We start from the raw sequence: 24,678 nt of genomic DNA on the forward strand, positions 1-24,678 counted from the left end.
TAAGTACTTGTAGATTTTAGACCAATTAAAAACTACGATAGTGAATATGGTTTTGATGATATGCGTGATCAAACAGATAAAAATATAGCACTGTACAAGGCTTTTAAGTCACTCCAATAAGTAGTAATTTGCTTAAAATAAGCACCTATAAATTTTAAGGATTTATAGTATTCAAAAAAACGACTAAGAATACCAATTCCTTTTCACAAACAGGTTCGCAAAAACTTCCTTAGCAAAAACAATACTCTTATATTTGCGTAAACTTTTATACGTTGAGCAAACAAACTATTGTAAACCAATACCAAAAATCTGCAAAAATAAAACAGATTTTATCAAAGTTACAGCAGGAGCAAACCCATTTTCAAATAACAAACTTAGTAGGTTCTTCGTTGTCCTTTGTTATTTCAGAAACTTTTAAAAAAGTAGAAAGGCCTTACTTATTAATCTTTAAAGATAAAGAAGAAGCAGCTTATTACTTAAATGATTTAGAACAGTTATTGGGCGATAAAAACGTGCTGTTTTATCCAGGATCTTACAGAAGACCCTATCAAATAGAAGAAACAGATAATGCAAATGTATTGTTGCGTTCTGAAGTTTTAAACAGAATAAATTCGCGTAAAAAACCAGCAGTAATTGTAACCTATCCAACAGCACTATTTGAAAAAGTAGTTACTAAAAAAGAATTAGAAAAAAATACATTAAAAGTTAACGTAGGTGAAAACTTATCACTTGATTTCGTAAACGAAGTTTTATTTGAATATCATTTTAATCGCGTAGATTTTGTAACAGAACCAGGTGAGTTTTCAGTAAGAGGAGGTATTATTGATGTATTTTCTTTTTCCAATGATGAACCATATCGAATTGAATTCTTTGGAAATGAAGTAGATAGTATTAGAACATTTGATGTAGAAACACAACTATCTAATGACAAGCTTAAAAAAATAAATATAATGCCCAATGTAGAGAATAAATCTCTACAAGAAAATAGAGAAAGTTTCTTAAAATATATTTCTCCTAAAACAGTTATTTTTACGAAGAATGTTGATGAAATAGGAATTAAATTAGACAAGTTTTTTGCCAAGGCAGAAAATGCATTTCATGAATTATCCACAGAAATAAAACATGCAAAGCCCGCAGAATTATTTTGTAATGGAGAAGTTATCAAAGCACAAATTCAAGATTTTACCTCTATAAGAATAGCACTTCGATCAGCACTTAAAGATCAAAATACAGAAGAAGTATTATTTCATATAAAACCACAGCCCTCTTTCAATAAGCAGTTTCATTTACTAATAGAAAACTTAAACGAATACAAAGAAAAAGGATTTACAAATTATATACTATGCGGAAACGAAAAACAAGCGCAACGTTTTCATGATATTTTTGATGATGCAGCAGTAGCAGTACATTATGAAACAATTGTTTTTCCTTTATATCAAGGATTCATTGATGAAGAACAAAAAATAGTTTGTTATACAGATCATCAGATATTTGAACGTTACCATAAATTTCGTTTAAAAAATGGATATGCCAAAAAGCAAACAATTACTTTAAAAGAACTTACAAATCTTGAAATAGGTGACTATGTAACTCATATAGACCACGGGATAGGGAAATTTGGAGGCTTACAAAAGATAGATGTAGAAGGAAAGAAACAAGAAGCTATAAAACTAATTTATGGAGATCGTGATATTCTGTATGTAAGTATCCACTCATTACATAAAATATCAAAATTTAATGGAAAAGATGGAAAACCACCAAAAATATACAAGCTAGGATCTGATGCTTGGAAGAAAGTAAAACAAAAAACAAAAGCAAGGGTCAAACATATAGCGTTTAATCTTATTCAATTATATGCAAAAAGAAAGCTACAAAGAGGATATGCTTTTGGACAAGACACACATATACAACATGAATTAGAAGCAAGCTTTATTTATGAAGATACTCCAGATCAATTTTCTGCTACGCAAGAAGTAAAAAAAGATATGGAAAAAGAACAGCCAATGGACCGCTTAGTATGTGGAGACGTTGGTTTTGGTAAGACAGAAGTAGCCATTCGTGCAGCATTCAAAGCAGTAGATAACGGAAAACAAGTTGCAGTTTTAGTACCAACAACTATTTTGGCCTTTCAGCATTTTAAAACGTTTTCAGAGCGTTTAAAAGAGTTTCCTGTACGAATAGATTATGTAAACAGGTTTAGGTCTGCAAAGCAAAAAAACAGGGTTATAGAAGGAATTGCTGACGGAAGTGTAGATATTGTTATAGGAACCCATCAATTAACCAATAAACGTATTAATTTTAAAGATTTAGGGCTCTTAATTATTGATGAAGAGCAAAAGTTTGGAGTAGCCGTTAAAGATAAGTTGAAAACTATAAAAGAAAACGTTGATACCCTTACCTTAACAGCAACACCAATACCAAGAACATTGCAATTTAGTTTAATGGCAGCACGTGATTTATCGGTTATTAAAACACCACCACCCAATCGTCATCCTGTTGAAACAAATGTAATTCGATTAAGTGAAGAAATTATGAGAGATGCCATTTCGTATGAAATAGCTCGCGGAGGTCAAGTTTTTTTTATCCACAATCGTATTGAAAATATCAAAGAAGTAGCAGGCATGTTGCAACGCTTAGTTCCAGACGCTAAAATAGGAATAGGACACGGGCAAATGGAAGGCAAAAAACTAGAAGATTTAATGCTAGGTTTTATGAATAATGAATTTGATGTATTGGTATCTACTACCATTATTGAAAGCGGATTAGACGTGCCTAATGCCAATACTATTTTTATTAATAATGCCAATAATTTTGGCTTGTCAGATTTACATCAAATGCGTGGTCGTGTTGGACGCTCCAATAAAAAGGCCTTTTGTTACTTTATAACCCCACCTTACCATATGATGACCGATGATGCCCGTAAGCGCATTACAGCATTAGAACTGTTTTCTGAATTAGGTAGTGGTTTAAATATAGCCATGAAAGATTTAGAAATTCGTGGTGCAGGAGATTTATTAGGAGGTGAGCAAAGTGGTTTTATTAATGATATTGGTTTTGACACCTATCAGAAAATATTACAAGAAGCTATTGTAGAGCTTAAAGAAAATGAGTTTAAAGACCTCTACCCTACGGATGAAAATACACCGAAAGAGTTTGTAAAAGAAGTACAAATAGATACCGATTTTGAAATTTTATTTCCAGATGATTATATCAACGCGGTAACAGAACGATTAAGTCTTTATAACAAGTTAGGAATATTAACCTCAGAAGAAGAACTACAAACTTTTGAAAGCGAAATCATAGATAGATTTGGAGAATATCCAACACAGGTAACAGATTTGTTAGATAGTGTTCGTATAAAATGGCTTGCAAAAGAATTAGGCTTAGAAAAAGTTATTTTAAAGCAAAAAAGAATGATTGGTTATTTTGTAGCCGATCAACAAAGTGATTTTTACCAAACAGCAGCTTTTTCAAGAATACTACAATATGTACAAAGAAACCCCAAAAGTTGTGTTATGAAAGAAAAGAAAACTAAAAATGGCTTACGATTATTAATTACATTTATTAAAATAGATTCAGTACGTACAGCCTTAAAAACACTGCAAAAAATATAAAATAAAAACTTGAAATGATGCATATATGTTCGTCATTTCAAGTTTTTTTAGGAAAATTCTTCCTGCAAGTAGCTAAACATGTCAAATTAACACCTTTCTATACAATAAATTTCGTTTGATTTTCTTATCAAAAAATAAAGAAATGAACTGTACCCCTAAAAAAAGTTATAGAAGTGAGTTCCACTTTTTGTTTGGAAGCGAAAACTTAGAATTTTTTGTCTAATCAAGTCTTTTTTGAGTAATATAGTCTTAGCTACTTTGTGAAAAAAAAGCGGAAACCACTGCATTAAAACGTGGTGATATTACAAAAGAAAGCCCCTACTCTAGCCTACCTTAATACCGATATCTTAAAAGTAAAAAATTAAACTCTTAATTTGCTAAATAAGTCCCATAAAACAACACCGCAGCTAACAGAAATATTTAAAGAATGTTTAGTTCCCAGTTGAGGTATTTCAATACAACCATTAGCAATGTTAATCACATCTTGTTGAACTCCTTTTACCTCATTTCCCATAACGATCGCATATTTTTTACCTTTTTCAGGAGTAAAATCATTTAGCATCGTACTATGCTCAGCTTGCTCTATTGCCAATACGGTAATACCTTCAGATTGCAAGGTGTTCACCACTTCTATAGTATCCTCTACATGCTCCCAATCAACAGAAGCAGTAGCTCCCAAAGCTGTTTTATGAATATCTTTATTAGGAGGAGTTGCAGTAATTCCGCAGAGATAAATTTTTTCAATTAAGAAAGCATCGCTAGTTCTAAAAACCGATCCAATATTATTTAAGCTTCTAATATTATCAAGAATCACAATGATTGGAGTTTTTTCAACTTGCTTAAACTCAGTAACACTAATTCTACCTAATTCGTTGTTTTTTAGTTTTCTCATAAACGTTTAGTTTTTCATAAAGGCGGTAAGACAGTAGTGAAAAACTATGAAAGCATATTAAACACTGCCTACTTTTTGTATCTTCGCAAAACTAATTTAAAAATCTGAAAACTTGGCAAAAGCAACCACAAAAAAGGTTACTCCATTAATGAAGCAATACAATACAATTAAGGCAAAGTACCCCGATGCTATGTTATTGTTTAGAGTAGGAGATTTTTATGAAACTTTTGGAGAAGACGCTAAAAAAGCCTCAGAAGTTCTAGGTATTATTTTGACGAAAAGAGGAGCAGGAAGTGAAAACGAAACAGCATTAGCAGGATTCCCGCATCACTCCTTAAATACCTACTTACCTAAATTAGTAAAATCGGGTTTACGAGTGGCTATTTGCGATCAGTTGGAAGACCCTAAAATGACCAAAACCATTGTAAAAAGAGGGGTTACAGAATTAGTAACACCAGGGGTAGCCTTAAATGATGAAGTATTACATACAAAAAGCAATAACTTTTTAGCAACCGTTCATTTTGGAAAAAAGTTATTAGGAGTTTCCTTTTTAGATGTATCTACAGGTGAATTTCTAATAGCCCAAGGAAATGAAGAGTATATAGATAAGTTATTGCAAAACTTTTCACCAAGTGAAATTTTGGTTCAAAAGCAATACAAGCAACGCTTTTTAGAGTTATTTACAAATAGGTTTCATACATTTTATTTAGAAGATTGGGTTTTTCAAAAAGAATATGGAGAAGATACTTTAAAAAGCCATTTTAAAGTTCAGAATTTAAAAGGATTTGGTATTGATGCGTTAGAATACGGAATCATAGCAGCAGGAGCGGTACTGTATTACTTATCAGAAACACAACACAATAAATTAGCACATATACAGGCTATTAGTAGAATAGCAGAAGATAATTATGTGTGGATGGATCGTTTTACCGTAAAAAACTTAGAGCTATATGGAGGCAATTCAGCCAATTCAGTAACCTTATTAGATATTATAGATAAAACGATTTCTCCCATGGGAGGAAGACTGTTAAAGCGCTGGTTGGCTTTGCCATTAAAAGATATGGAGCAAATAAAGCACCGTCATGAATTGGTTAACTTTATGATTGAAGATGAAGTCTTTCATGAAATAGTGAGCTACCAACTAAAACAAGTTTCAGATATAGAAAGACTTATTTCTAAAGTAGCAACAGGAAAAGTTTCTCCACGAGAAGTAGTGCTGTTAAAAAACTCTTTAAAAGCAATTTTACCCATAAAAGAAGCTGCTGAAAAAAGTAAGAATGCATCTGTAAAAAGTATAGGAAAGTTACTGAATGATTGCAAACCGTTAATCACAAAAATAAATCATACATTATTTGACGATGCTCCCGTAAATATTAATAAAGGAAATGCCATAGCAAACGGTGTTTCTGAAGAGTTAGACGAATTAAGAGGTATTGCCAATTCAGGAAAAGAATATTTAGACAATATGCTAGCTCGTGAAACAGAGCGAACAGGAATACCAAGCTTAAAAATAGCATTCAATAATGTTTTTGGATATTATATTGAAGTAAGAAATACCCATAAAAATAAGGTTCCTGAAGAATGGATTCGAAAGCAAACTCTTGTAAATGCTGAGCGTTATATCACAGAAGAATTAAAAGAATACGAAACAAAAATTTTAGGAGCAGAAGAAAAAATTCAAAGCCTAGAAGCAGCGCTATTTTTAGACTTAATTCAATATGTCATCCAATATGTAGAACCAGTACAGCACAATGCACAGCTAATAGCTCAGCTAGATTGTTTATTGTCTTTTGCTTCTTTGGCAATAGAAAACCATTATGTGCGTCCTGTTTTAGATAAAAGCACAGATTTAGAAATTATAAAAGGAAGACACCCTGTAATAGAAAAGCAATTGCCTATTGGTGAAGAATACATTGCTAATGATGTGATTTTAAACAGGTCTGAACAGCAAATAATTATGATAACTGGGCCTAATATGTCCGGTAAATCAGCCATATTACGTCAAACCGCTTTGATTGTATTATTAGCACAAATGGGAAGCTATGTACCTGCTGAAAAGGCAAAAGTTGGAATTGTAGATAAAATTTTTACAAGAGTAGGTGCAAGTGACAATATTTCAATGGGAGAATCTACTTTTATGGTTGAAATGAATGAAACAGCATCTATCTTAAATAATATTTCAGAACGCAGCTTAGTATTATTAGATGAAATAGGTAGGGGCACTTCTACTTATGATGGTATTTCTATAGCTTGGGCAATTTCAGAATACTTACATGAGCACCCTGCAAAGGCAAAAACATTATTTGCTACGCATTACCATGAGTTGAATGAGATGACAAGTACTTTTGAACGAATTAAAAACTTTAATGTATCAGTAAAAGAACTAGAAGACAGTATTATCTTTTTACGTAAGCTAGTTGCAGGAGGGAGTAATCATAGTTTTGGAATTCATGTGGCAAAACTAGCAGGAATGCCTTCACAGGTAATTCATAGAGCAAATAAAATTTTAAAGCAATTGGAAGAAAATCATGCTCAAAAAGAAGTAAAAGATACTTTAAAGCAAGCCCAACATGATGAAATGCAATTAAGCTTTTTTCAATTAGACGATCCTTTATTAGAAGATTTAAGAGAAGAAATTGTAACCACTAATATAGATGCGTTAACCCCTATTGAAGCATTGATGAAATTGAATGAAATTAAGCGTATGCTAGTTAAAAAATAAAACAGTGTTTCTAAACAATATTAATAAAGGGCTACTTTTTATGAAAAGTAGCCCTTTATTAATTATTTAAAAAGAAGTAATTGTACAATGTTATTATTGTTTCCCACTTAAAACCAGCAAAGGAACATTACAGTGAAACTCTTCTTTTAAAATGGTATTCTTTTCCCATAATTTTTTAAAGAAACCACGTTTACGTCTAAAAACGCACAGCATATCAGGGTTATGCGATTGAAAATGGGCTAAAACCCCTTGAAAAGTAGTAGCGTTTTCAGCAATGGTTAATTTTGATTTTATCTTTTCTAATTCCGGATCTAAAACTACATCTTTATCAGTATGATTAGGCGTTTTAACTAGTAATAAATTAGAAACAGAGGTAAAAGAATTTAAGATTTTATGCAAAGGAGCTAATACCTCTTTTTTCTTCATGATACCCGATTTAAAAGCAGTTAAAACAGATGAAATAGGAGAAAAAACATACCCTTCAGGTACAATTAACATTGGAATTTCCGTTTGTTTTACTATGCTACCTGAAGTATTTCCTAAAAAAACCTCTTCTTTGATAGAGTTACTTTTAGGACCCATAATAATTAAATCAACACCCAACTCCCTATCAATGGCAGTAATACTATCCAATACATTTCCTTTTGCAGTAATCATTTTTATAGCTACCTCTTTTTGGTTTACCGCGGCTATTACTGTACGTAAATACAAGTTGGTTTCGCGTTGCATGGTAGTATCTGCATTCACAAAAGCACCAGCCTTTGTGAGTACATTGTAAGCCCTAAATACAAATATTTTTGCATCAATAACCTTTGCAAAATCTACAGCATATTGTAGTGTACTGATAGCATTTTCAGAAGCACCAATAGGAACTAAAATGTTTTTCATAGAAAAATGGTATTATGGTTAAAAAAAGAAAATTACATAAAATAATTTGAATACAAAGATAAATATTTTTATTAGCCTCGTAAAAAGAGAAAAGACAAGAGGGTAAAACAAGTAAAATACTCCTGTTAAAAAAGTATCTTTGGCTCCTTAAAAATTAAGGAGATATGCTTTGCCAGCAGTGAAAGATTCAAGTAAGAACAACTTCTGATAATACTATTTTTTTAGCATTCGCAATGTTTTTTAGAAGTCTAAAAAAAATGAGAGGAAGCCTTAATTGTTAGTTATTTTTTATGAATATTAGTTTTAAACAGATCAATCAGCTTGCTTTTCCAGCGCTTATAGCAGGAGTAGCAGAACCATTACTATCTACTACAGATTTAGCAATAGTAGGAAATATACCTCATAATGCCACAGAAAGTTTAGCAGCTATTGGAATTGTGGGAGCATTCTTATCAATGCTTATTTGGGTATTTGGACAAACTAGAAGTGGAATATCAGCCATCCTATCGCAATATGTTGGGGCAAACCGATTGGAAGAGGTTAAAAATCTACCAGTACAAGCAATGGTTATTGTTATTGGAGTAAGTATGGTAATTTTGTTATTGAGTTATCCATTTGCTCAAGAAATATTTGAATTTTATAATGCTTCCGGAAAAGTATTAGCATATACAGTAACTTACTATAAAATTAGAGTATTTGGATTTCCTTTTACATTATTTACAATTGCTGTTTTTGGTACTTTTAGAGGGCTCCAGAATACTTTTTATCCAATGTTAATAGCCATTACAGGAACTGTAGTAAATATTGTTTTGGATATTGTTTTGGTATATGGAATAAAAGGTTGCGTTCCAGCAATGCATATTGAAGGAGCTGCCTATGCAAGTGTTTTTGCACAAATAATTATGGCATGTATGTCCATTATTTTAATGCTCAAGAAAACAAGTATTCCTTTAAAATTTAGTTTGCCATTCAATAAAGAAATTCCACGATTTGTAAATATGGTATTGCATTTGTTTGTAAGAACTATTGCTTTAAATGTAGCATTGTATTTTGGAACCTCTTATGCTACAGCTTATGGTGATGATACTATTGCTGCTTACACAATAGGTTTGAATTTATGGTTAATGGGAGCATTTATGATGGATGGTTATGCCAGTGCTGGAAATATTTTATCAGGAAAACTATTGGGAGCAAAAAATTACAAAGCATTGCTAAACTTAGGAAATCAACTAATTATTTATGGCTTTTTATTGGGGCTTTTTTTAGCTTTTGTAGGAAGTGTCTTTTACAATGCAATAGGAAGTGCTTTTACAAAACAACCAGGGGTGTTAGCAGAATTTTACAATGTTTTTTGGATTATTTTATTAATGCAACCAGTTTGCTCAATAGCTTTTATTTTTGATGGAATATTTAAAGGCTTAGGTGAAATGAAATACTTAAGAAATGTATTGCTAATAGCAACTACCTTAGTGTTTGTACCAACGCTATTGCTTTTGCATAAGCTAAACTATAAATTATATGCTATTTGGATTGCTTTTTTCTTTTGGATGTTAGGAAGAGGAATTCCATTGATTTTAAAATTTAGAAGAAAGTTTTTACCACTCTCTCAAAAATCTTAATTTAGCTTAAATTTAAAAAATATGACCACTACTAGAAAGAACGGAAGTTTATATACTTCTATCCAAAACCGTATTGCAACAATAGTGTTTGGGCATCCTGCAAGTAATTCTTTTCCAAGTGAATTATTAGTTAGGTTAGCAGAAGAGTTTTCTAAATTATCCAAAAATGAAGCAGTATCCGTAATTGTTTTAAAATCTGAAGGAGATCGAGCTTTTTGTGCTGGAGCATCTTTTGATGAGTTAGTAGGAATCCATACTTTAGAAGAAGGAAAGCATTTCTTTTCGGGTTTTGCCAATGTAATTAATGCTATGAGAACTTGTGCTAAGTTAATTATAGGACGAATTCAAGGAAAAACCGTGGGAGGAGGTGTTGGTTTGGCAGCAGCTTGTGATTATGTACTAGCAACAGAAGCAGCATCTATTAAACTGTCAGAGTTAACCATAGGTATCGGACCTTTTGTAATTGCGCCAGCAGTAGAGCGTAAAATAGGAGTAAGTGGTTTGGCAGAATTATCTTTGGCTGCCACTGATTGGAAAACAGCTTATTGGGCAAAAGAAAAAGGATTGTATGCAAAAGTTTATGAAACAGTAAAAGAATTGGATGAAGAGGTTGAGATATTAGCAGAAAAACTGGGCTCATATAATCCGGAAGCATTGCTAGAAATAAAAAGGGTGTTGTGGAAAGGAACAGAAAGCTGGGACTCTTTATTAATAGAGCGTGCAGAGGTTTCAGGAAAACTAGTGATGTCTGACTTTACAAAAAAAGCACTAATTAAGTTTAAAAAATAAATAAAGTTGTATTTTCGACAACTATAAAAATAATAAAAAATGGGTGGAGATTATTTATTCGCTGTATTAGCATTTGGAGTTGCAATTGTGTATTTTTTTAACAAATACAGAGCTAATAAAAAATATAGGAGGTAGTGGCAAATATTAGAATAACAAAGCAGTTTAATTTTGAAACAGGGCATGCTTTATATGGCTATGACGGAAAGTGTAAAAATGTACATGGTCATAGTTATAAGCTATCTGTTACGGTGATAGGACAACCCATAACAGATGCTTCTAATGTAAAGTATGGAATGGTGATTGATTTTGGCGACTTAAAAAGAATAGTTAAAGAAGATATTGTTGACGTTTTTGACCATGCTACCGTATTTAATAAAAACACACCACATATTGAATTAGCAAAAGAATTACAAGATAGAGATCATCATGTTATTTTAGTTGATTACCAGCCTACTAGTGAAATGATGGTGATTGATTTTGCTGAAAAAATTAAAAAAAGATTACCTGAGAATATTCAATTATATGCTTTAAAATTACAAGAAACAGCTACCAGCTTTGCAGAATGGTATGCTTCTGATAATTAAAGAATAATACTATTTACACTGTTGCTTCAGTTTTTTGAAATCTTTTTTAAAGTAAGAATAACTAGTGATACCTGAGTGTTCGATAAAGCCAATTATTTCTTTTGATTTGGTGTGGATGATTATTTTATGAGTAATAGCTACTATTTTTGAAGATATGTTAGTTTTTATACGCGGAAGCCTTTTTATTACGGGAAAAGCTACGAATATGTCTTCTTTGGTTTCAAAGGCCTTAGCTATTCTATCAACAGGAACTAATACAATATTCGCTTTTGGAAATAAACTAATCAAAGAATGAGGTCTTTTGCCATGAACAATTGTTTCTTGAAATAAAATAGTACTACCTTTTAACGTTGAGCAATTTTCCTTCATTTCTTTCTCAGCGAATTCCTTAATACAATCGTTCCAATCATATTTTCCTTAGACAAAGTTTTTGATCCGTTTAAGATATGGATAAGGTACTTGATCATTAATCTAATACGCGCTTTAATTTTGCTAAATAAAGCATCTTAAGGCAATTTAATAGGAAATAAAAATGAGAATCTTCTTATTTCCCATTAAATTCATTCATCGTATTTGACATACCTGCGGTAATAAAAGAATGAATAGCTTTTACAGAGGTAGGAATGCGCTCAATCATAGCACTTTCTTCATCAGCAGACCATTCTCCTAAAACGTAATCCACTTGTTTCCCTTTTTGATAGTGAGCCCCTACTCCAAACCTAAATCGGGGATAAGTACCTGTATGCAACTTTTCTTGAATATCTTTTAATCCATTATGACCACCAGAACTCCCCTTCCCTTTTATACGTAGGGTACCGAAGTCAATATTTAAGTCATCGGTAATAACAAGTAAATTTTCTTTTTCAATATGTTCTTTTTTTAGCCAGTATAGTATAGCTTTACCACTTAAATTCATATAGGTAGAAGGTTTTAAAACAATAACTGTTTTACCCTTCACCTTAAGTTTAGCAATATCGCCTAGTTTTTCAGTAGTAAACGTTTCATTGTGCTCTTTAACAAAAGCATCTACAATTTTAAATCCTATATTATGACGAGTATTTTCATATTTCGCACCAATATTACCGAGCCCTACTATTAAAAATTTTTTCATATAATATTAATCTTATTTTTTATAATTTACGCAATGAATACCAGTTATAATTAAAAAAGCGTTACTCAAAGTAACGCTTTTTAATCATTTATAATAAGCTATTTTTAAGCTTCTGCCTCAGTAGCAGCTTTAGCCGCATTACGAGACATTCTTACTTGTGCAACCACAGTATTATCTGGGTGTAATAAAGTATAGTTATCATTTTTCAACTCAGTTACATATAGTTTATTACCAATTTGTAACTCCGTAATATCAGCTTCAATAAAGTCTGGTAAATTAGATGGTAATGCTTTTACTTTTAATTTACGTAAATTATGACGTAAAGCACCACCAATCATCACACCCTTAGAAACACCAACTAAACGAAGAGGAATGTTCATAGTAACTTCTTTGTTTTCAAATAACTGATAAAAATCTACATGTAAAATTTTGTCAGTTACTGGGTGAAACTGAATATCTTGTAAGATAGCAGCATATGTTGTTCCACCGATTTCAATCGACGCAGTATATACATTTGGAGTGTACACTAGGTTTTTGAAAGCTATTTCTTCCGCTGAAAAGTGAACTGGTTTGTCTCCTCCGTATAATACGCAAGGAACCTTTCCAGCATTACGTAAGGCTTTAGTTGCTTTTTTACCTACGCTTTCTCTTTGAGATCCATTGATTGTAATTGATTTCATTACTTCGTTTTTATTTATATTACATTAAAAATTCATCGCTAATAGATGTGTTCTCCTGAACCTTATGCATCACATCAGCAAATAAAGTGGCGCAAGATACAACTTTTATTTTAGATACCTTCTTTTTTAAAGGGATGGTATCAGAAATGATTAATTCTGTTAAACTAGAATTTTGAATTTTCTCATAAGCATCTCCTGAAAGAATAGGATGCGTACAAACAGCACGAACGCTTAATGCTCCTCTTTCTATCATCAAATCAGCAGCTTTGGTAAGTGTACCTCCAGTATCAATCATGTCATCTACTAAAACAACATGCTTCCCTTCTACTTCACCAATTAACTCCATATGAGAAACTACATTTGCTCTTTTACGTTGTTTATAGCAAATTACAACATCAGACTCTAAGTATTTAGAATAGGCGTAAGCTCTTTTAGAACCTCCCATATCAGGAGAAGCAATTGTTAAATTAGCTAAGTTCAACGATTTTAAATAAGGTAAAAATATGGTAGAAGCGTATAAATGATCTACGGGTTTTTCAAAAAAACCTTGAATTTGATCGGCGTGTAAATCCATTGTCATAATTCTTGTAGCTCCTGCGCTTTGTAGTAAATTAGCTACAAGCTTTGCACCAATAGCTACACGAGGTTGGTCTTTTCTGTCTTGACGAGCCCATCCAAAATAAGGCATTACCGCGGTAATATGTCTTGCAGAAGCACGTTTGGCAGCGTCTAGCATCAAAAGCATTTCCATTAAGTTATCTGCTGATGGAAATGTGGAACCAATAATAAAAACGCGTCTTCCTCTTACAGACTCCTCAAAAGCAGGCTGAAATTCTCCATCACTAAAATGAGTGGTGTTTACTTTTCCTAAGGTTGTGCCATATTTTGTAGCAATTTCCTTTGCTAACTCAATACTTTGAGAGCAAGCAAATATTTTCGGATTTAATTGATTTGTAGTCATTTAATGTATTACAATTTTAGTATGTGTTGCTGTTAGCGGCAAAAATAAAAATTATTTGATGAGTTCCTTCCTTTATTTCTAGAATAAACTAAAAATATTTTTTAAATTTGCACTCGGAATTTATTACAACTCTTAATAAAACGAGAGGTTTGATAAATAACTATTTTGCCGAAGTGGTGGAATTGGTAGACACGTCGGATTCAAAATCCGATGCTTTCAAAGGCGTGCGGGTTCGATTCCCGCCTTCGGTACAACCAAAAGCGATTTTATTTTATCAATGAAATCGCTTTTTTCTTTCTAAAACCGATTTAAGTAAAAGAAGTGATTTCAACTGTTTGTTTTGAAGCGAAAATTTAGGGTTTTTTGCCCTAATACGTCTTTTTTGAATAACATAGCTTTTGTTACATTGTGAAAAAAGCTAAAATTAGGAGGAAATAAGATAACTTTGTAGGCATCAGAAAAAGTTTAAACCACTTTAAACTTAAGGATCTTTAGATAAAAGGATTCTATGGTTACGATTTAAAAAAATAAGCATTAAAAACCTAATAAATTATTTGGTAGTTTAGTGTTGTAAAAAAGAAGAATTACAGATGAAGAAATTGCTATAAACTTTCTTTATATATCAAATACTGCCAAAAAAACAATGCTAAAAAAGAAGAGGTGTTATGTTTTTACTGAAGAGAATAGGTTACAGGGTAACGTTAAGCGAAATAAAGTTGTTTCCTTTTATAATTGCCTTTTTTCTTCTTGAAGAAGAACTTAATCTTAGTGTTTTTAAATGCAAATTTATTTTGAAATTGAATAGATTTCTACAATACATACGAAGAAGATAAAAATGTAAAATAATTAATATAAAAACTATGAATGAAAAACAAATTATCAAAGGAAATTACCAAGTAGGTGAAACAACTGAAAAAGATGTTGAAATAACTTATGATAATGACTCTGGGAAAGAAGAAAATAATATAAAGCTTTTAAAATTTCTCAATAGCCCATGGCAGTTGGTTAAAAATGGAGCCAAGTATGGTGTAAATGGAGCCAAGCGATTTTTTACCGTCTTGTTTTTATTTGGAGCATGCAATACATTTTTGTTTTTTTATGCAACAATAAGACTTTTTAGCTCAGGTTTTACTTTTACCAAACTACTATATACTCTTTTAGTACTTGTTATAGGAATAACTCTTACTGCTTTTGCAACATACCGAACCTATCAATATGTCATAATAGATACAGTTCGTGTAATTTATGAGAATTTAGCAAGTTTATTAAAAAAGCTAACGGACTTATTAGTAGATAAAGCGGCAGCAATATCTGGTGGAAAAGTAAACTTAAGTGCACAACAACTTTCAAAAGCTGTAGATATGGGAACATTGGTACACGAAACCTATAGTGGTTTGCCTCGTTTTTTAAGAAAAGGCATTGTGTTAATTTTCAGTAAAATTCCGTTGGTAGGAATGCTTGCAGATTTGAAAGATGATATTACTGCGGGTAATAAAGCAACAGCAAGCACTAAACTATACAATAAAATGGATGGTTTTATTACTGAATCAGTATTTAGCAATAATAATACCAAATGGGTTTGGTGGTTGCTTCCTTTAAATATAATAGGACTATTCTTACTGGTAAAGTTTACAATAGGATAAGTAATAGTTTGCTGATATTATGCACTACCCAAAATCGCTGAAATAAAAAGTCATTTTCTTTTAAGATCCTTTTAAATAGATAAGGAATCTAAAAAAAAATATTTGTACCAAAAAACGAATTAATCTTTTAAAAATTAAATCAAGTTTATAGTAGTTCTTGTAGCTTGTAGTAGGTTTTTACAGCGTATGTCTGCTTTAATCAGTTGTTTATGAGGTATGCTATTTTGTAAAGTGATTTTATGGAATTTTATTTAAATACAAATAGGATTTTTAAAAAAAAGAAATATATTTGCAAAAAGAAACAAAATTAAAATGTTATGAAAACAAAAGCCGTCTGCATGGTTGCTTTATGGGCAATCTCTATTTAGCTAAACTCACAAAATTTATTAAACCCCAATACTTGGACAGTAGGTTCAGGTTCGGTGTCTGGTTTTGAACAAAATGGTTCAACTGCTGAAAATAGCAGAGAATATGGTATTGGACCTGAAGGAACCAATGTTTTATTATGGAAAGCAACACCCGATTCTTCTAGAAATGCTGATGGTGGTTGGAATTCTTCTTATTCTGATATAGATCATACCAAAACATACCGTTTGGTTATTTGGTTAAAAAAAACGAGTTCAAATCATGGAACTTCTTTTTTTGGGTTTCATAGTCCTGACAATGGTTTAAGGTTGGATGGAACGGTGAATAACAACCCTTATTTTTGGGTAGGGGATTTACCCAAATTGAATAAATGGTATATGCTTGTTGGGTTTGTTCATGGGAGTGCCTATAACTCTACAATCAATTACGGAGCTATTTATGATGGAGCTACAGGACAGAAAGTTAAAGAGATTACGGATTACAAATTTAAAAACACAGCTACCGTTTTAAGGCATAGGGTTTATTTGTATTATGATATCAATACTACTGATAGGCAGTATTTTTATGCTCCTAGAATGGAAATGGTGGATGGAAAGGAGCCAACAGTGCAAGAGCTATTAGGGCGAAACGATAGTGGTTCTTCGAATTTATTAGCTCCATATTTACAAAATTGGACTGTAGGAAACGGAAGTACTTCTGGTTTTGCACAAAATGGATCGACATCTGAAAATAGTAGAGAGTTCGGTAGAAATCATATCGGAGAAGAAGTAATTTTATGGAAAGCAACCCCCGATGGTTCCAAAAACGGTGGTGGTGGTTGGAATTCTTCTTATTCTGATATAGATCATACCAAAACATACCGTTTGGTTATTTGGTTAAAAAAAACGAATTCAAATCATGGAACTTCTTTTTTTGGGTTTCATAGTCCTAACAATGGTTTGAGGTTGGATGGAACGGTGGATAACAACCCTTATTTTTGGGTAGGAGATTTACCCAAATTGAATAAATGGTATATGCTTGTTGGGTTTGTTCATGGGAGTACCTATAACTCTACAATCAATTACGGAGCTATTTATGATGGAGCTACAGGACAGAAGGTTAAAGAGATTACGGATTACAAATTTAAAAACACAGCTACCGTTTTAAGGCATAGGGTTTATTTGTATTATGATATCAATACTACTGATAGGCAGTATTTTTATGCTCCTAGAATGGAAATGGTGGATGGAAAGGAGCCAACAGTGCAAGAGCTATTAGGGCGAAACGATAGTGGTTCTTCGAATTTATTAGCTCCATATTTACAAAATTGGACTGTAGGAAACGGAAGTACTTCTGGTTTTGCACAAAATGGATCGACATCTGAAAATAGTAGAGAGTTCGGTAGAAATCATATCGGAGAAGAAGTAATTTTATGGAAAGCAATACCTGATGCTTCCAGTAATGCAGATGGCGGTTGGAATACAAGTTGGTTGCGTGCAAATGCAAATACTTCTTACCGATATAGTGTTTGGATTAAAAAAACGACTTCAATTAGTGGATTCACATATTTTGGGTTTAATGCCAACCATAATGGTTCATTAAGACTTGATGGAACTTATAATAGTAACCCTTACTTTTTTGCGGGAGATTTACCAAAGTTAAACAGATGGTACCTATTGGTAGGCTACGTTCATAAAAGCAGCCATACAGGAACTACAAATACAGGGGGTATTTATGATGGTACCACAGGAGAAAAAGTTAGAACAATAACAGATTATAAACTTAAAAATACAGTTACGGAATTAAGACATCGTTCTTACTTGTACTATGACACTAATACATTAGATCGGCAATATTTTTATGAACCTAGGATAGATCCCATTAACGGAAAGGAGCCTACTATTAATGAATTGTTGAAAATAAATAACGATTCGAAAATTATACTTTCCTATGATATTGCAGGAAATCAAACGCAAAACTTTTATTGTGGAGACCCCTCGTATTGCGCTCCTCCTGCTGCTCGTAAGGAAGAGAAAGAAAAAGTAGAAGATGCTGTTTCTTCAGAAATAGAAGAAACTACTATAGAAGAAACCGAAAAGGAAGTTTTAGAAAACTTTATTTCAGACGATCATGTACATATTTATCCAAATCCAACTGACGGATTGGTTACTTTAACTTTAGGAGATGATTTATTAAAAAATATCCACACTATTAAATTATACAATGCAAATTCTGTATTGATTAAAAATATCAATACTAAAGAGAGTAATACTCAATTAGATTTCACGAACATGCCTATAGGAGTGTATTTTGTACATATACATTTAAATAAAGGAAGAAGTATCACAAAAAAAGTTATTAAAAAGTAAAAGAAAAGATGAAAAAAAAATTATATACCCTCATTGTATTTTTATTATTTATAGGAGTACAGTTTTCTAATGCGCAAGATCCAAATATATCAGGAAGGAAATCTTTTGTTGAATATAAGTATAAGAAAACTGAAATAAAAACAAAGCGGACGTCTAATGAAGCAAAAAAACAGCAACACTCAGAAACTATTAATTCCTCCTCATCTTTAAATACAAAAGTAGAAGAGTTAGCCAGATCAGTTTCAACCGAAGCAGGTAGTACAGCTGGTGCTTTATCAGTATCCTTAACAGGAGCTGCAAGTTATTCTATTCCTATTATGGTGCCTCCAGGAATAAAGGATGTAGTACCTAATATAGCGGTAAGTTATACCAGTCAAGGAGCTAATGGTTTAGCTGGTTGGGGATGGAATATTTCGGGTTTATCTACTATTAGTAGGATACCAGCAACTAAATATTATGATAATAAGCATGATGGAATTGATTTTAAAGATGACCGCTTTTCTCTTGATGGCCAACGCTTAATCATAAAATCTGGAACTTATGGAGCAAGTGGTTCGGTGTATCAAACAGAAAATTACTCTAATGTTAAAGTGGTAGCTTATGGAACTTCTCCTTATGGAAGTACATATGGTCCTTCTTATTTTATTGTATATTATCCAAATGGTACTAGAGCTTGGTATGGAAATTCAGGGAATTCTAGAAGCAGGTTAGAATGGGCTATTTTTAGATGGCAAGATCCGCAAGGTAACTATGTAGATTATAATTATCAATCGGATAATGGGTTGTTAAGTATAAAAACGATTCGGTATGGAGGACGAATTGGAGGAGCATCACCAACGAACCAAATTAACTTTGCTTATATTTCAAGAAGCAGGCCTGAGAGCGTATATGTTGGAGGGTATAGTTTTAAGAGAAGTAATTTATTAAAAAGTATTCAAGTCACCGCAAGTGGTTCGCAATACAGAAAGTATGAGTTAACTCATGATAGTACTTCTTTAGAGTACCAACGTTTAACATCTGTTAAAGAATACAATGCTGAAAATAAAGTATTAAGGCCTATTGTTTTTGGTTATGAAGATACTTCTTCATGGATAAAAGATCGAGTAGTTTCTGCTGATTTATACCCAGGGTTTGATTATAAAACAAGTAATTTAATTGCAGGAGATTATGATGGTGATGGTAGAACGGATGTTGTTTTTTATGATAAAAATAAAAGAGATGAAATCTATATGCATACAAAGTTATATGATAGCATAAGTTCAGCTTATTCCGTAAAAACAGATGGCTTTTTTACAGATATTTTTTCTTCCACTATATTAGGTGGAGACAATAGCGTGTTGAGCAGTCAAGCGATGACTACTATAAAAGAAACGTCTTCTTCCAATAGCTCTTTTTCTTCAATTAGATTTAGAACCTTTGCAAAGCTCCCTTATGGTATTGTACATCAATATGATAAAGTTTGGAAGCCCTCAAAGTATAAAACAGATAATTTTTGTGGCAGTTCGAGCTATTATACAATTCCTAAAAAATATATTTCGGGTGATTTCAATGGGGATGGCTTAACAGATGTTTTGGCAATAGAGGAAGAATATACTACTACGAGTTGTAGAAAAAAAGATTGCGATGGAGGAAGTGGAGATCCAATAGATCTTCTCTTGAAAGCAGAAGGGAATTCAGATAAAAAACAAGCAAGACTTCCTATAGAACCAGATTGTTGTGAATGTAATTCATATACTGAAAATAAATACAATGCTAAGGTTCATTTTATTGACTTAAAAAGAGATATCACTTCAAATTTCTCACAAGTATCAGGGCACTTTAGAAAACCTCTTGCCCCAGAAGATAGATTGAATATAGGAGATCATAATGGTGATGGAAAACAAGATATTTATCATTTTAAAGAAGGCAAACTCTATATTTATACCTTAAAAGATAGTAATAATTTAATATTACTTCGTGAAGAAACCGATTCAGGGATAAAATTAGATAATCCAATTTTATTAGGAGATTATAATGGAGATGGAAAAACTGATTTTATGGTTGCTACTGCAAATAAATCTAATAATTGGCGATTTTTTATGTCTAAAGGTACAAGCTTTTATAAACAAACTAAAAGCCTTCCTTTTGCTTATCATCAAGATGAATTTATTAAAGGTTCTGTTACTAAAAGTGGAGTTTATATTTATAATCCTTATTATGAATACCGCTATACAGCTCAAGATGTAAATGGCGATGGAAAAACAGACCTCATTATACATAATACAATAGCACCGTATTCGGCTAAGGATAAATCTGTTGAGTATATCAGTATTTATAAAAGTAATCAAACAAGTTCAAGCGATATTCCTATATTTTCTTATGAAACAGGATATACAGATACTAGTGGACAAGTGGGGAAATATGGATTCCCAATATTTTTAGAGTCTAATATTACCAATGGTAATTTAGAATATGGCTATATCAGTGTAAACAATATCTTCATGTATGAGTTTGCAAAGGATCATAGAAAAGATGCTACTTTAAGAAATGTTACTAATAACGGTGTAAAAACTACAATTGATTATGAACGTTTAGGAATACCCGAAAATGAATATGATCCTCTTATATATAGACCAGATCGTAGTCAAAGTTATCCATACGTTAATATAAATAAGGCAAATTCGTTTCAATTAGTTAAAAAATTGACTGAAGAAGGAGCGGGAATAAAACGTTACCAAGATTTTCTTTATCAGGGGGCCGTTTCTAATGTTAATATAGGATTTCAAGGTTTTTTAAAAACCAAACGCAGTAATTGGTATGGAGATGATGTAAGTAGGTTATGGACGATTTCGAAATACGATATTACTAAAAAAGGAATTGTTACAGATTTATGGGTTGCTACCTCTCCTCATGAAACGAGTAATTATATGTCTAAAACAACCAATACATTTAATACGAGTTTAACAAGTAATAAAGTTTTTTCTAGCATTCCTACTAAGGTGGTTCAGTATGATGCCTTAACAGGGGTAACAACAACTAAAACAATCACATATGATGCGTATAAAAACCCACTAACAGAAAATACAGTTTATAATGGAGGAAGTGAAAACATTACTTATACCTATAGCAATAATAGCACTGTAAGTAATCAGCACTATCATATAGGTAGAATTACAAAAAAAGTAGCAATTAATACTATTGGGGGGAATGCTTTTACTACGGAAGAGGAATATAATTATAGTAATAATTTATTGACAGAACAAAAAGTAAGAGGGAATGGAACGCCTTGGAATACAGAAAGTTTTACCTATGACGCTTTTGGTAATGTTACAAAAAAAACACTTCGTCCAAATGGTTTGTCAGCAAGAACTGAAAATTTTAAATACGATGCTAGTGGGCGATTTTTAATGGAATCCATGGATGTTGAGGGATTAAAAACGATGTTTTCTTATGATAGTTTTGGAAACCCTTTGACAACTACGAATCCATTTAATCAAGTTACAACATTTTCTTATGATGGTTGGAATCGTTTGGTTTCTGAGAAAAATTATCTAGGAAAAATAACTACGTTTTCTTATGCCTATTTAGACGGAGGTGGTTTACTTAAAACAACAAACTATCCTCAAGGGGCTGAGGAAGTAGTAGAGTATAATGCGTTAGGGTGGATACTCAAAAGTAGAGTATTAGGCATAAACAATAAGTGGACACAAAAAAGCTTTCAATACGATGTAGCAGGTAAAGAAACAAAGGAAAGCGAACCTTATTTTAGTTCTCCTAGCCAGTGGAATACTACCGCATATGATAGTTATGGCAGAACGATAGCAAAGACGAGCTTTAATGGCTTAGTGGCAAATATTACGTATAATGGCTTAGTGACTACTGTTGATGATGGAACTAAAACGGTAAAAACTACGAAAGATGGTAGTGGTAATATTATAAAAATGGAAGACCCTGGTGGTATAATCAACTATACCTATTTTGGTAATGGAGTTATGAAATCAGCTAATTATGGAAGTCATGTGGTACGTACAGAGATAGATGGTTGGGGGAGAAAAACAAAATTAACAGATCCATCAGCGGGGACATATACTTATAAATATAATAATTTAGGAGAAGTATTGGAAGAAACTACCCCTAAAGGGAAGACTATATATACCTATGATGGTTTTGGTAAAACTATGACGAAGAAGATTCTTGGAAACAAAACCAATTTAAGCCTGAATTATACATATGACCCTAGTACAAAACTTTTAAAAAACATTTGGGGTAAAAATCATAATACGAATGAAGATTACGCCTATGTTTATGAGTATGATGCGTATAAAAGGCTAGAAATAACAACTGAATATACAGGAAAGGCAGTATATGATTATAGAGTAACTAGAGATGATTTTGGTAGAGTTGCTAAAGAAGCGTATTGGGCTCGTAATAAATCTAATGGAGAAATAAGTTATGTCAAAACACAAAACATATACGATGCAGGGGTTGTTACTGAAATTTTAGATGCTGGCAATGGAAAAAGTTTATGGAAACTAAAAGAAGTAAATGAAAGAGGGCAAGCTAAAGAAGTACTGTTAGGTAATGGAATGGTTAAGAAAAGAAGCTATGATGAGTTTGGATTTTTGACAAAAATGCTAGATCAAACTGTAGAGGCTTCTCCTAAAAAGGCACTGGATTTAGCATATAGTTTTGATACACAAAGAGGAAATTTAAGGAGTAGAAAAAATAATAATTTAGGTTGGAATGAGTCTTTTACCTATGATAATTTAGATAGGTTAACTAATATTTCAGGTTCTGTAAATCGTTCGCAACAATATGATGAGAGAGGAAGGATTACTTCAAATTCTGAAATAGGGGAATATAATTATACTAGCACCGCTTCATATCATTTGCAAGAGGTAGATTTAAATACAAAAGGAGATTTGTATTATCAAAACCAACCAATTCAAAAAATAACCTATAATGCTTATAAAAAACCGCTTTCTATTAGCGTTAAAGACAAGGCAAGAGTAGATTTTGAATATGGCATTTTACAAAACCGAAGCCATGCTTATTACGGAGGAAATGAAGCAAATAAATTAGACCGTAGGTACCATAAACATTATGCAGCAATAGCACCTATTGAAATAGAAGAAGACAAACAAGGAAATACTAAAATAATTACTTATATTGGCGGTGATGCTTATACGGCACCAGTAGTCTATATAAAACAAACGGCTTCAGGGAGTTCTAATGGGTATCATTACGTTCATAGAGATTATTTAGGAAGCCTTTTAGGAATAACTGATACCAATGCAAATGTTTTAGAACAACGTCAATTTGGAGCTTGGGGAGAAGTAGATAAATTCAAGAGCTTACATAGTGAAATTGATTTTGAATATGGTACTACTTTATTAAATCGAGGATATACGGGGCATGAGCATTTTATGGGAGTTGCACTCATACATATGAATGGACGTATGTATGATGCCAAGTTAGGGCGTTTCCTTTCTCCAGATAATTTTATACAGGAACCATTTAGTACCCAGAGTTTTAACCGTTTTGGATATGTATGGAATAATCCATTAAAATTTACAGACCCCAGTGGGGAAATTTTTTGGTCAGTGGTTATTGGTGCTGTTATTGGTGCTTATGTAGGAGGAGTCCAAGCTAATGGTTCATATAATCCTTTTGAATGGAAGGGAAACGCAAGCACTTTGTTAGGTGTTTTAGGAGGTGCTATAATTGGTGGAATATCAGGAGGTGTAGGAGCTTATGCAGCAGCTAAATTAGCTCCTTTAATTACTACGGCGGGTGGTTTTTTAGGAGGAGCTGTGTCTGGTTTTATTGGAGGAGCAGTTGGAGGAACTATTTATGGAGGCTTTATGAGCCAATTACCAGGAGGAGATGGTGATTTTTGGGGAGGAGCAGCTAAGGGCTTTATAATGGGAGCAGTTGGAGGAACTATTTTAGGAGGAGTAATAGGGGGTATAAGATCTGTATTTCATGGGAAGGGTTTCTGGACAGGTAAAGACCTTGCTTCAAAAGCTACAGCAAAAACAATAAGTTCTTTAAAGACAGAGAGCGTGCATGATGTAGCTCCTAAAAATAATTTATCCAATCAAAAACTTGATTTAAAAAGCTCAGATATTGTTAAAGAAGCTATACCAGATTATGGTTCAGTAAAATATAAAGCAGGTTACCTGAAAAAGGTAACAGGTTTAGATGGTCAGCATAATTGGAACAGACATACCATTGAAGTTGTAGCAGATAGAGGAAAAGTTTTTAATATTATTGGAGGAGACCAAAAATCTTATACTTTGATACAACATCTAGGCAAACACCATGGAAAGTCTGGTATATTTGAACTGATTATAGATAATGGAGTATTGACCCATCAGAGGTTTATTCCTGGAGGCATAATAAATGGAATACCTAATCAAGTGGTACCTAATGTAAGTAGAAGTGTTTCGCCCGCCTATCCATGGTGGAAATAATATTAT

At 32.4% G+C, this 24,678-nt stretch carries 14 protein-coding genes and 1 tRNA gene; 9 read left to right on the forward strand and 6 right to left on the reverse strand.

Translation table 11 applies throughout. The features are described 5' to 3' along the window. Window positions 1-272: 272 nt before the first annotated feature. Complete coding sequence (mfd, locus tag MARIT_RS00290) at window positions 273-3,614, forward strand: transcription-repair coupling factor (protein WP_100210475.1); 3,342 nt, start codon at window positions 273-275, stop codon at window positions 3,612-3,614. Between the two features lie 361 nt (window positions 3,615-3,975). Here mfd and MARIT_RS00295 read toward each other — a convergent pair whose 3' ends face one another. Beyond that, window positions 3,976-4,506, reverse strand: a complete 531-nt coding sequence (locus tag MARIT_RS00295) for an RNA methyltransferase (protein WP_024742010.1) — start codon at window positions 4,504-4,506, stop codon at window positions 3,976-3,978. A gap of 112 nt (window positions 4,507-4,618) precedes the next feature. Here MARIT_RS00295 and mutS point away from each other — a divergent pair, with 112 nt between their 5' ends. Further along, entirely contained in the window at window positions 4,619-7,228 is a 2,610-nt protein-coding gene (mutS, locus tag MARIT_RS00300; protein WP_100210476.1) for a DNA mismatch repair protein MutS, read from the forward strand. Between the two features lie 93 nt (window positions 7,229-7,321). Here the strand turns inward: mutS and MARIT_RS00305 are convergent, their stop codons facing one another. Beyond that, on the reverse strand, window positions 7,322-8,116 hold the full coding sequence (locus MARIT_RS00305; RefSeq protein ID WP_024742012.1) for a universal stress protein: 795 nt from the start codon (window positions 8,114-8,116) through the stop codon (window positions 7,322-7,324). Between the two features lie 290 nt (window positions 8,117-8,406). On the opposite strand from MARIT_RS00305, the gene MARIT_RS00310 reads away from it, so the two are divergent. The 3 genes from MARIT_RS00310 (at window position 8,407) to MARIT_RS00320 (ending at window position 11,108) form a co-directional block, all read left to right on the forward strand. After that, on the forward strand, window positions 8,407-9,735 hold the full coding sequence (locus MARIT_RS00310; RefSeq protein ID WP_100210477.1) for an MATE family efflux transporter: 1,329 nt from the start codon (window positions 8,407-8,409) through the stop codon (window positions 9,733-9,735). A gap of 21 nt (window positions 9,736-9,756) precedes the next feature. Then, window positions 9,757-10,524 (forward strand): enoyl-CoA hydratase/isomerase family protein, encoded by a 768-nt coding sequence (locus tag MARIT_RS00315; protein WP_100210478.1) that lies wholly within the window; start codon window positions 9,757-9,759, stop codon window positions 10,522-10,524. Between the two features lie 134 nt (window positions 10,525-10,658). Continuing rightward, a complete protein-coding gene (locus tag MARIT_RS00320; protein WP_024742015.1) occupies window positions 10,659-11,108 on the forward strand; it encodes a 6-pyruvoyl trahydropterin synthase family protein in 450 nt (149 codons plus the stop codon). A gap of 9 nt (window positions 11,109-11,117) precedes the next feature. On the opposite strand, the gene MARIT_RS00325 is transcribed toward MARIT_RS00320, so the two are convergent. The 4 genes from MARIT_RS00325 to MARIT_RS00340 all read right to left on the reverse strand — a co-directional run bounded on the left by MARIT_RS00325 (window position 11,118) and on the right by MARIT_RS00340 (window position 13,860). Beyond that, the gene (locus MARIT_RS00325; RefSeq protein ID WP_100210479.1) at window positions 11,118-11,477 is read right to left on the reverse strand and encodes a hypothetical protein; all 360 of its coding nucleotides are present in this window, start codon (window positions 11,475-11,477) and stop codon (window positions 11,118-11,120) included. Window positions 11,478-11,652: 175 nt separating this feature from the next. Next, window positions 11,653-12,219, reverse strand: coding sequence for an aminoacyl-tRNA hydrolase (gene pth / locus MARIT_RS00330; RefSeq protein ID WP_024742017.1), 567 nt, complete (start codon window positions 12,217-12,219; stop codon window positions 11,653-11,655). A gap of 104 nt (window positions 12,220-12,323) precedes the next feature. Beyond that, window positions 12,324-12,899 (reverse strand): 50S ribosomal protein L25/general stress protein Ctc, encoded by a 576-nt coding sequence (locus MARIT_RS00335; RefSeq protein ID WP_024742018.1) that lies wholly within the window; start codon window positions 12,897-12,899, stop codon window positions 12,324-12,326. Between the two features lie 19 nt (window positions 12,900-12,918). Next, window positions 12,919-13,860, reverse strand: coding sequence for a ribose-phosphate pyrophosphokinase (locus MARIT_RS00340; protein WP_024742019.1), 942 nt, complete (start codon window positions 13,858-13,860; stop codon window positions 12,919-12,921). A gap of 167 nt (window positions 13,861-14,027) precedes the next feature. Between MARIT_RS00340 and MARIT_RS00345 the strand changes: the two genes are divergently transcribed. From MARIT_RS00345 to MARIT_RS00360, 4 genes are all read left to right on the forward strand, one after another. Next, window positions 14,028-14,111: transfer RNA gene (locus MARIT_RS00345), tRNA-Leu, on the forward strand. A 609-nt stretch (window positions 14,112-14,720) separates the two neighbouring features. After that, window positions 14,721-15,503, forward strand: coding sequence for a hypothetical protein (locus tag MARIT_RS00350; RefSeq protein ID WP_100210480.1), 783 nt, complete (start codon window positions 14,721-14,723; stop codon window positions 15,501-15,503). Between the two features lie 422 nt (window positions 15,504-15,925). Then, window positions 15,926-18,217 carry a T9SS type A sorting domain-containing protein gene (locus tag MARIT_RS00355; RefSeq protein WP_100210481.1) on the forward strand — a complete coding sequence of 764 codons (2,292 nt, stop codon included), beginning with the start codon at window positions 15,926-15,928 and terminating at the stop codon, window positions 18,215-18,217. An 8-nt stretch (window positions 18,218-18,225) separates the two neighbouring features. Next, window positions 18,226-24,672 (forward strand): RHS repeat-associated core domain-containing protein, encoded by a 6,447-nt coding sequence (locus MARIT_RS00360; protein WP_100210482.1) that lies wholly within the window; start codon window positions 18,226-18,228, stop codon window positions 24,670-24,672. Window positions 24,673-24,678 lie beyond the last annotated feature (6 nt).

The organism is Tenacibaculum maritimum NCIMB 2154, from assembly GCF_900119795.1.
GTDB lineage: Bacteria > Bacteroidota > Bacteroidia > Flavobacteriales > Flavobacteriaceae > Polaribacter > Polaribacter maritimus.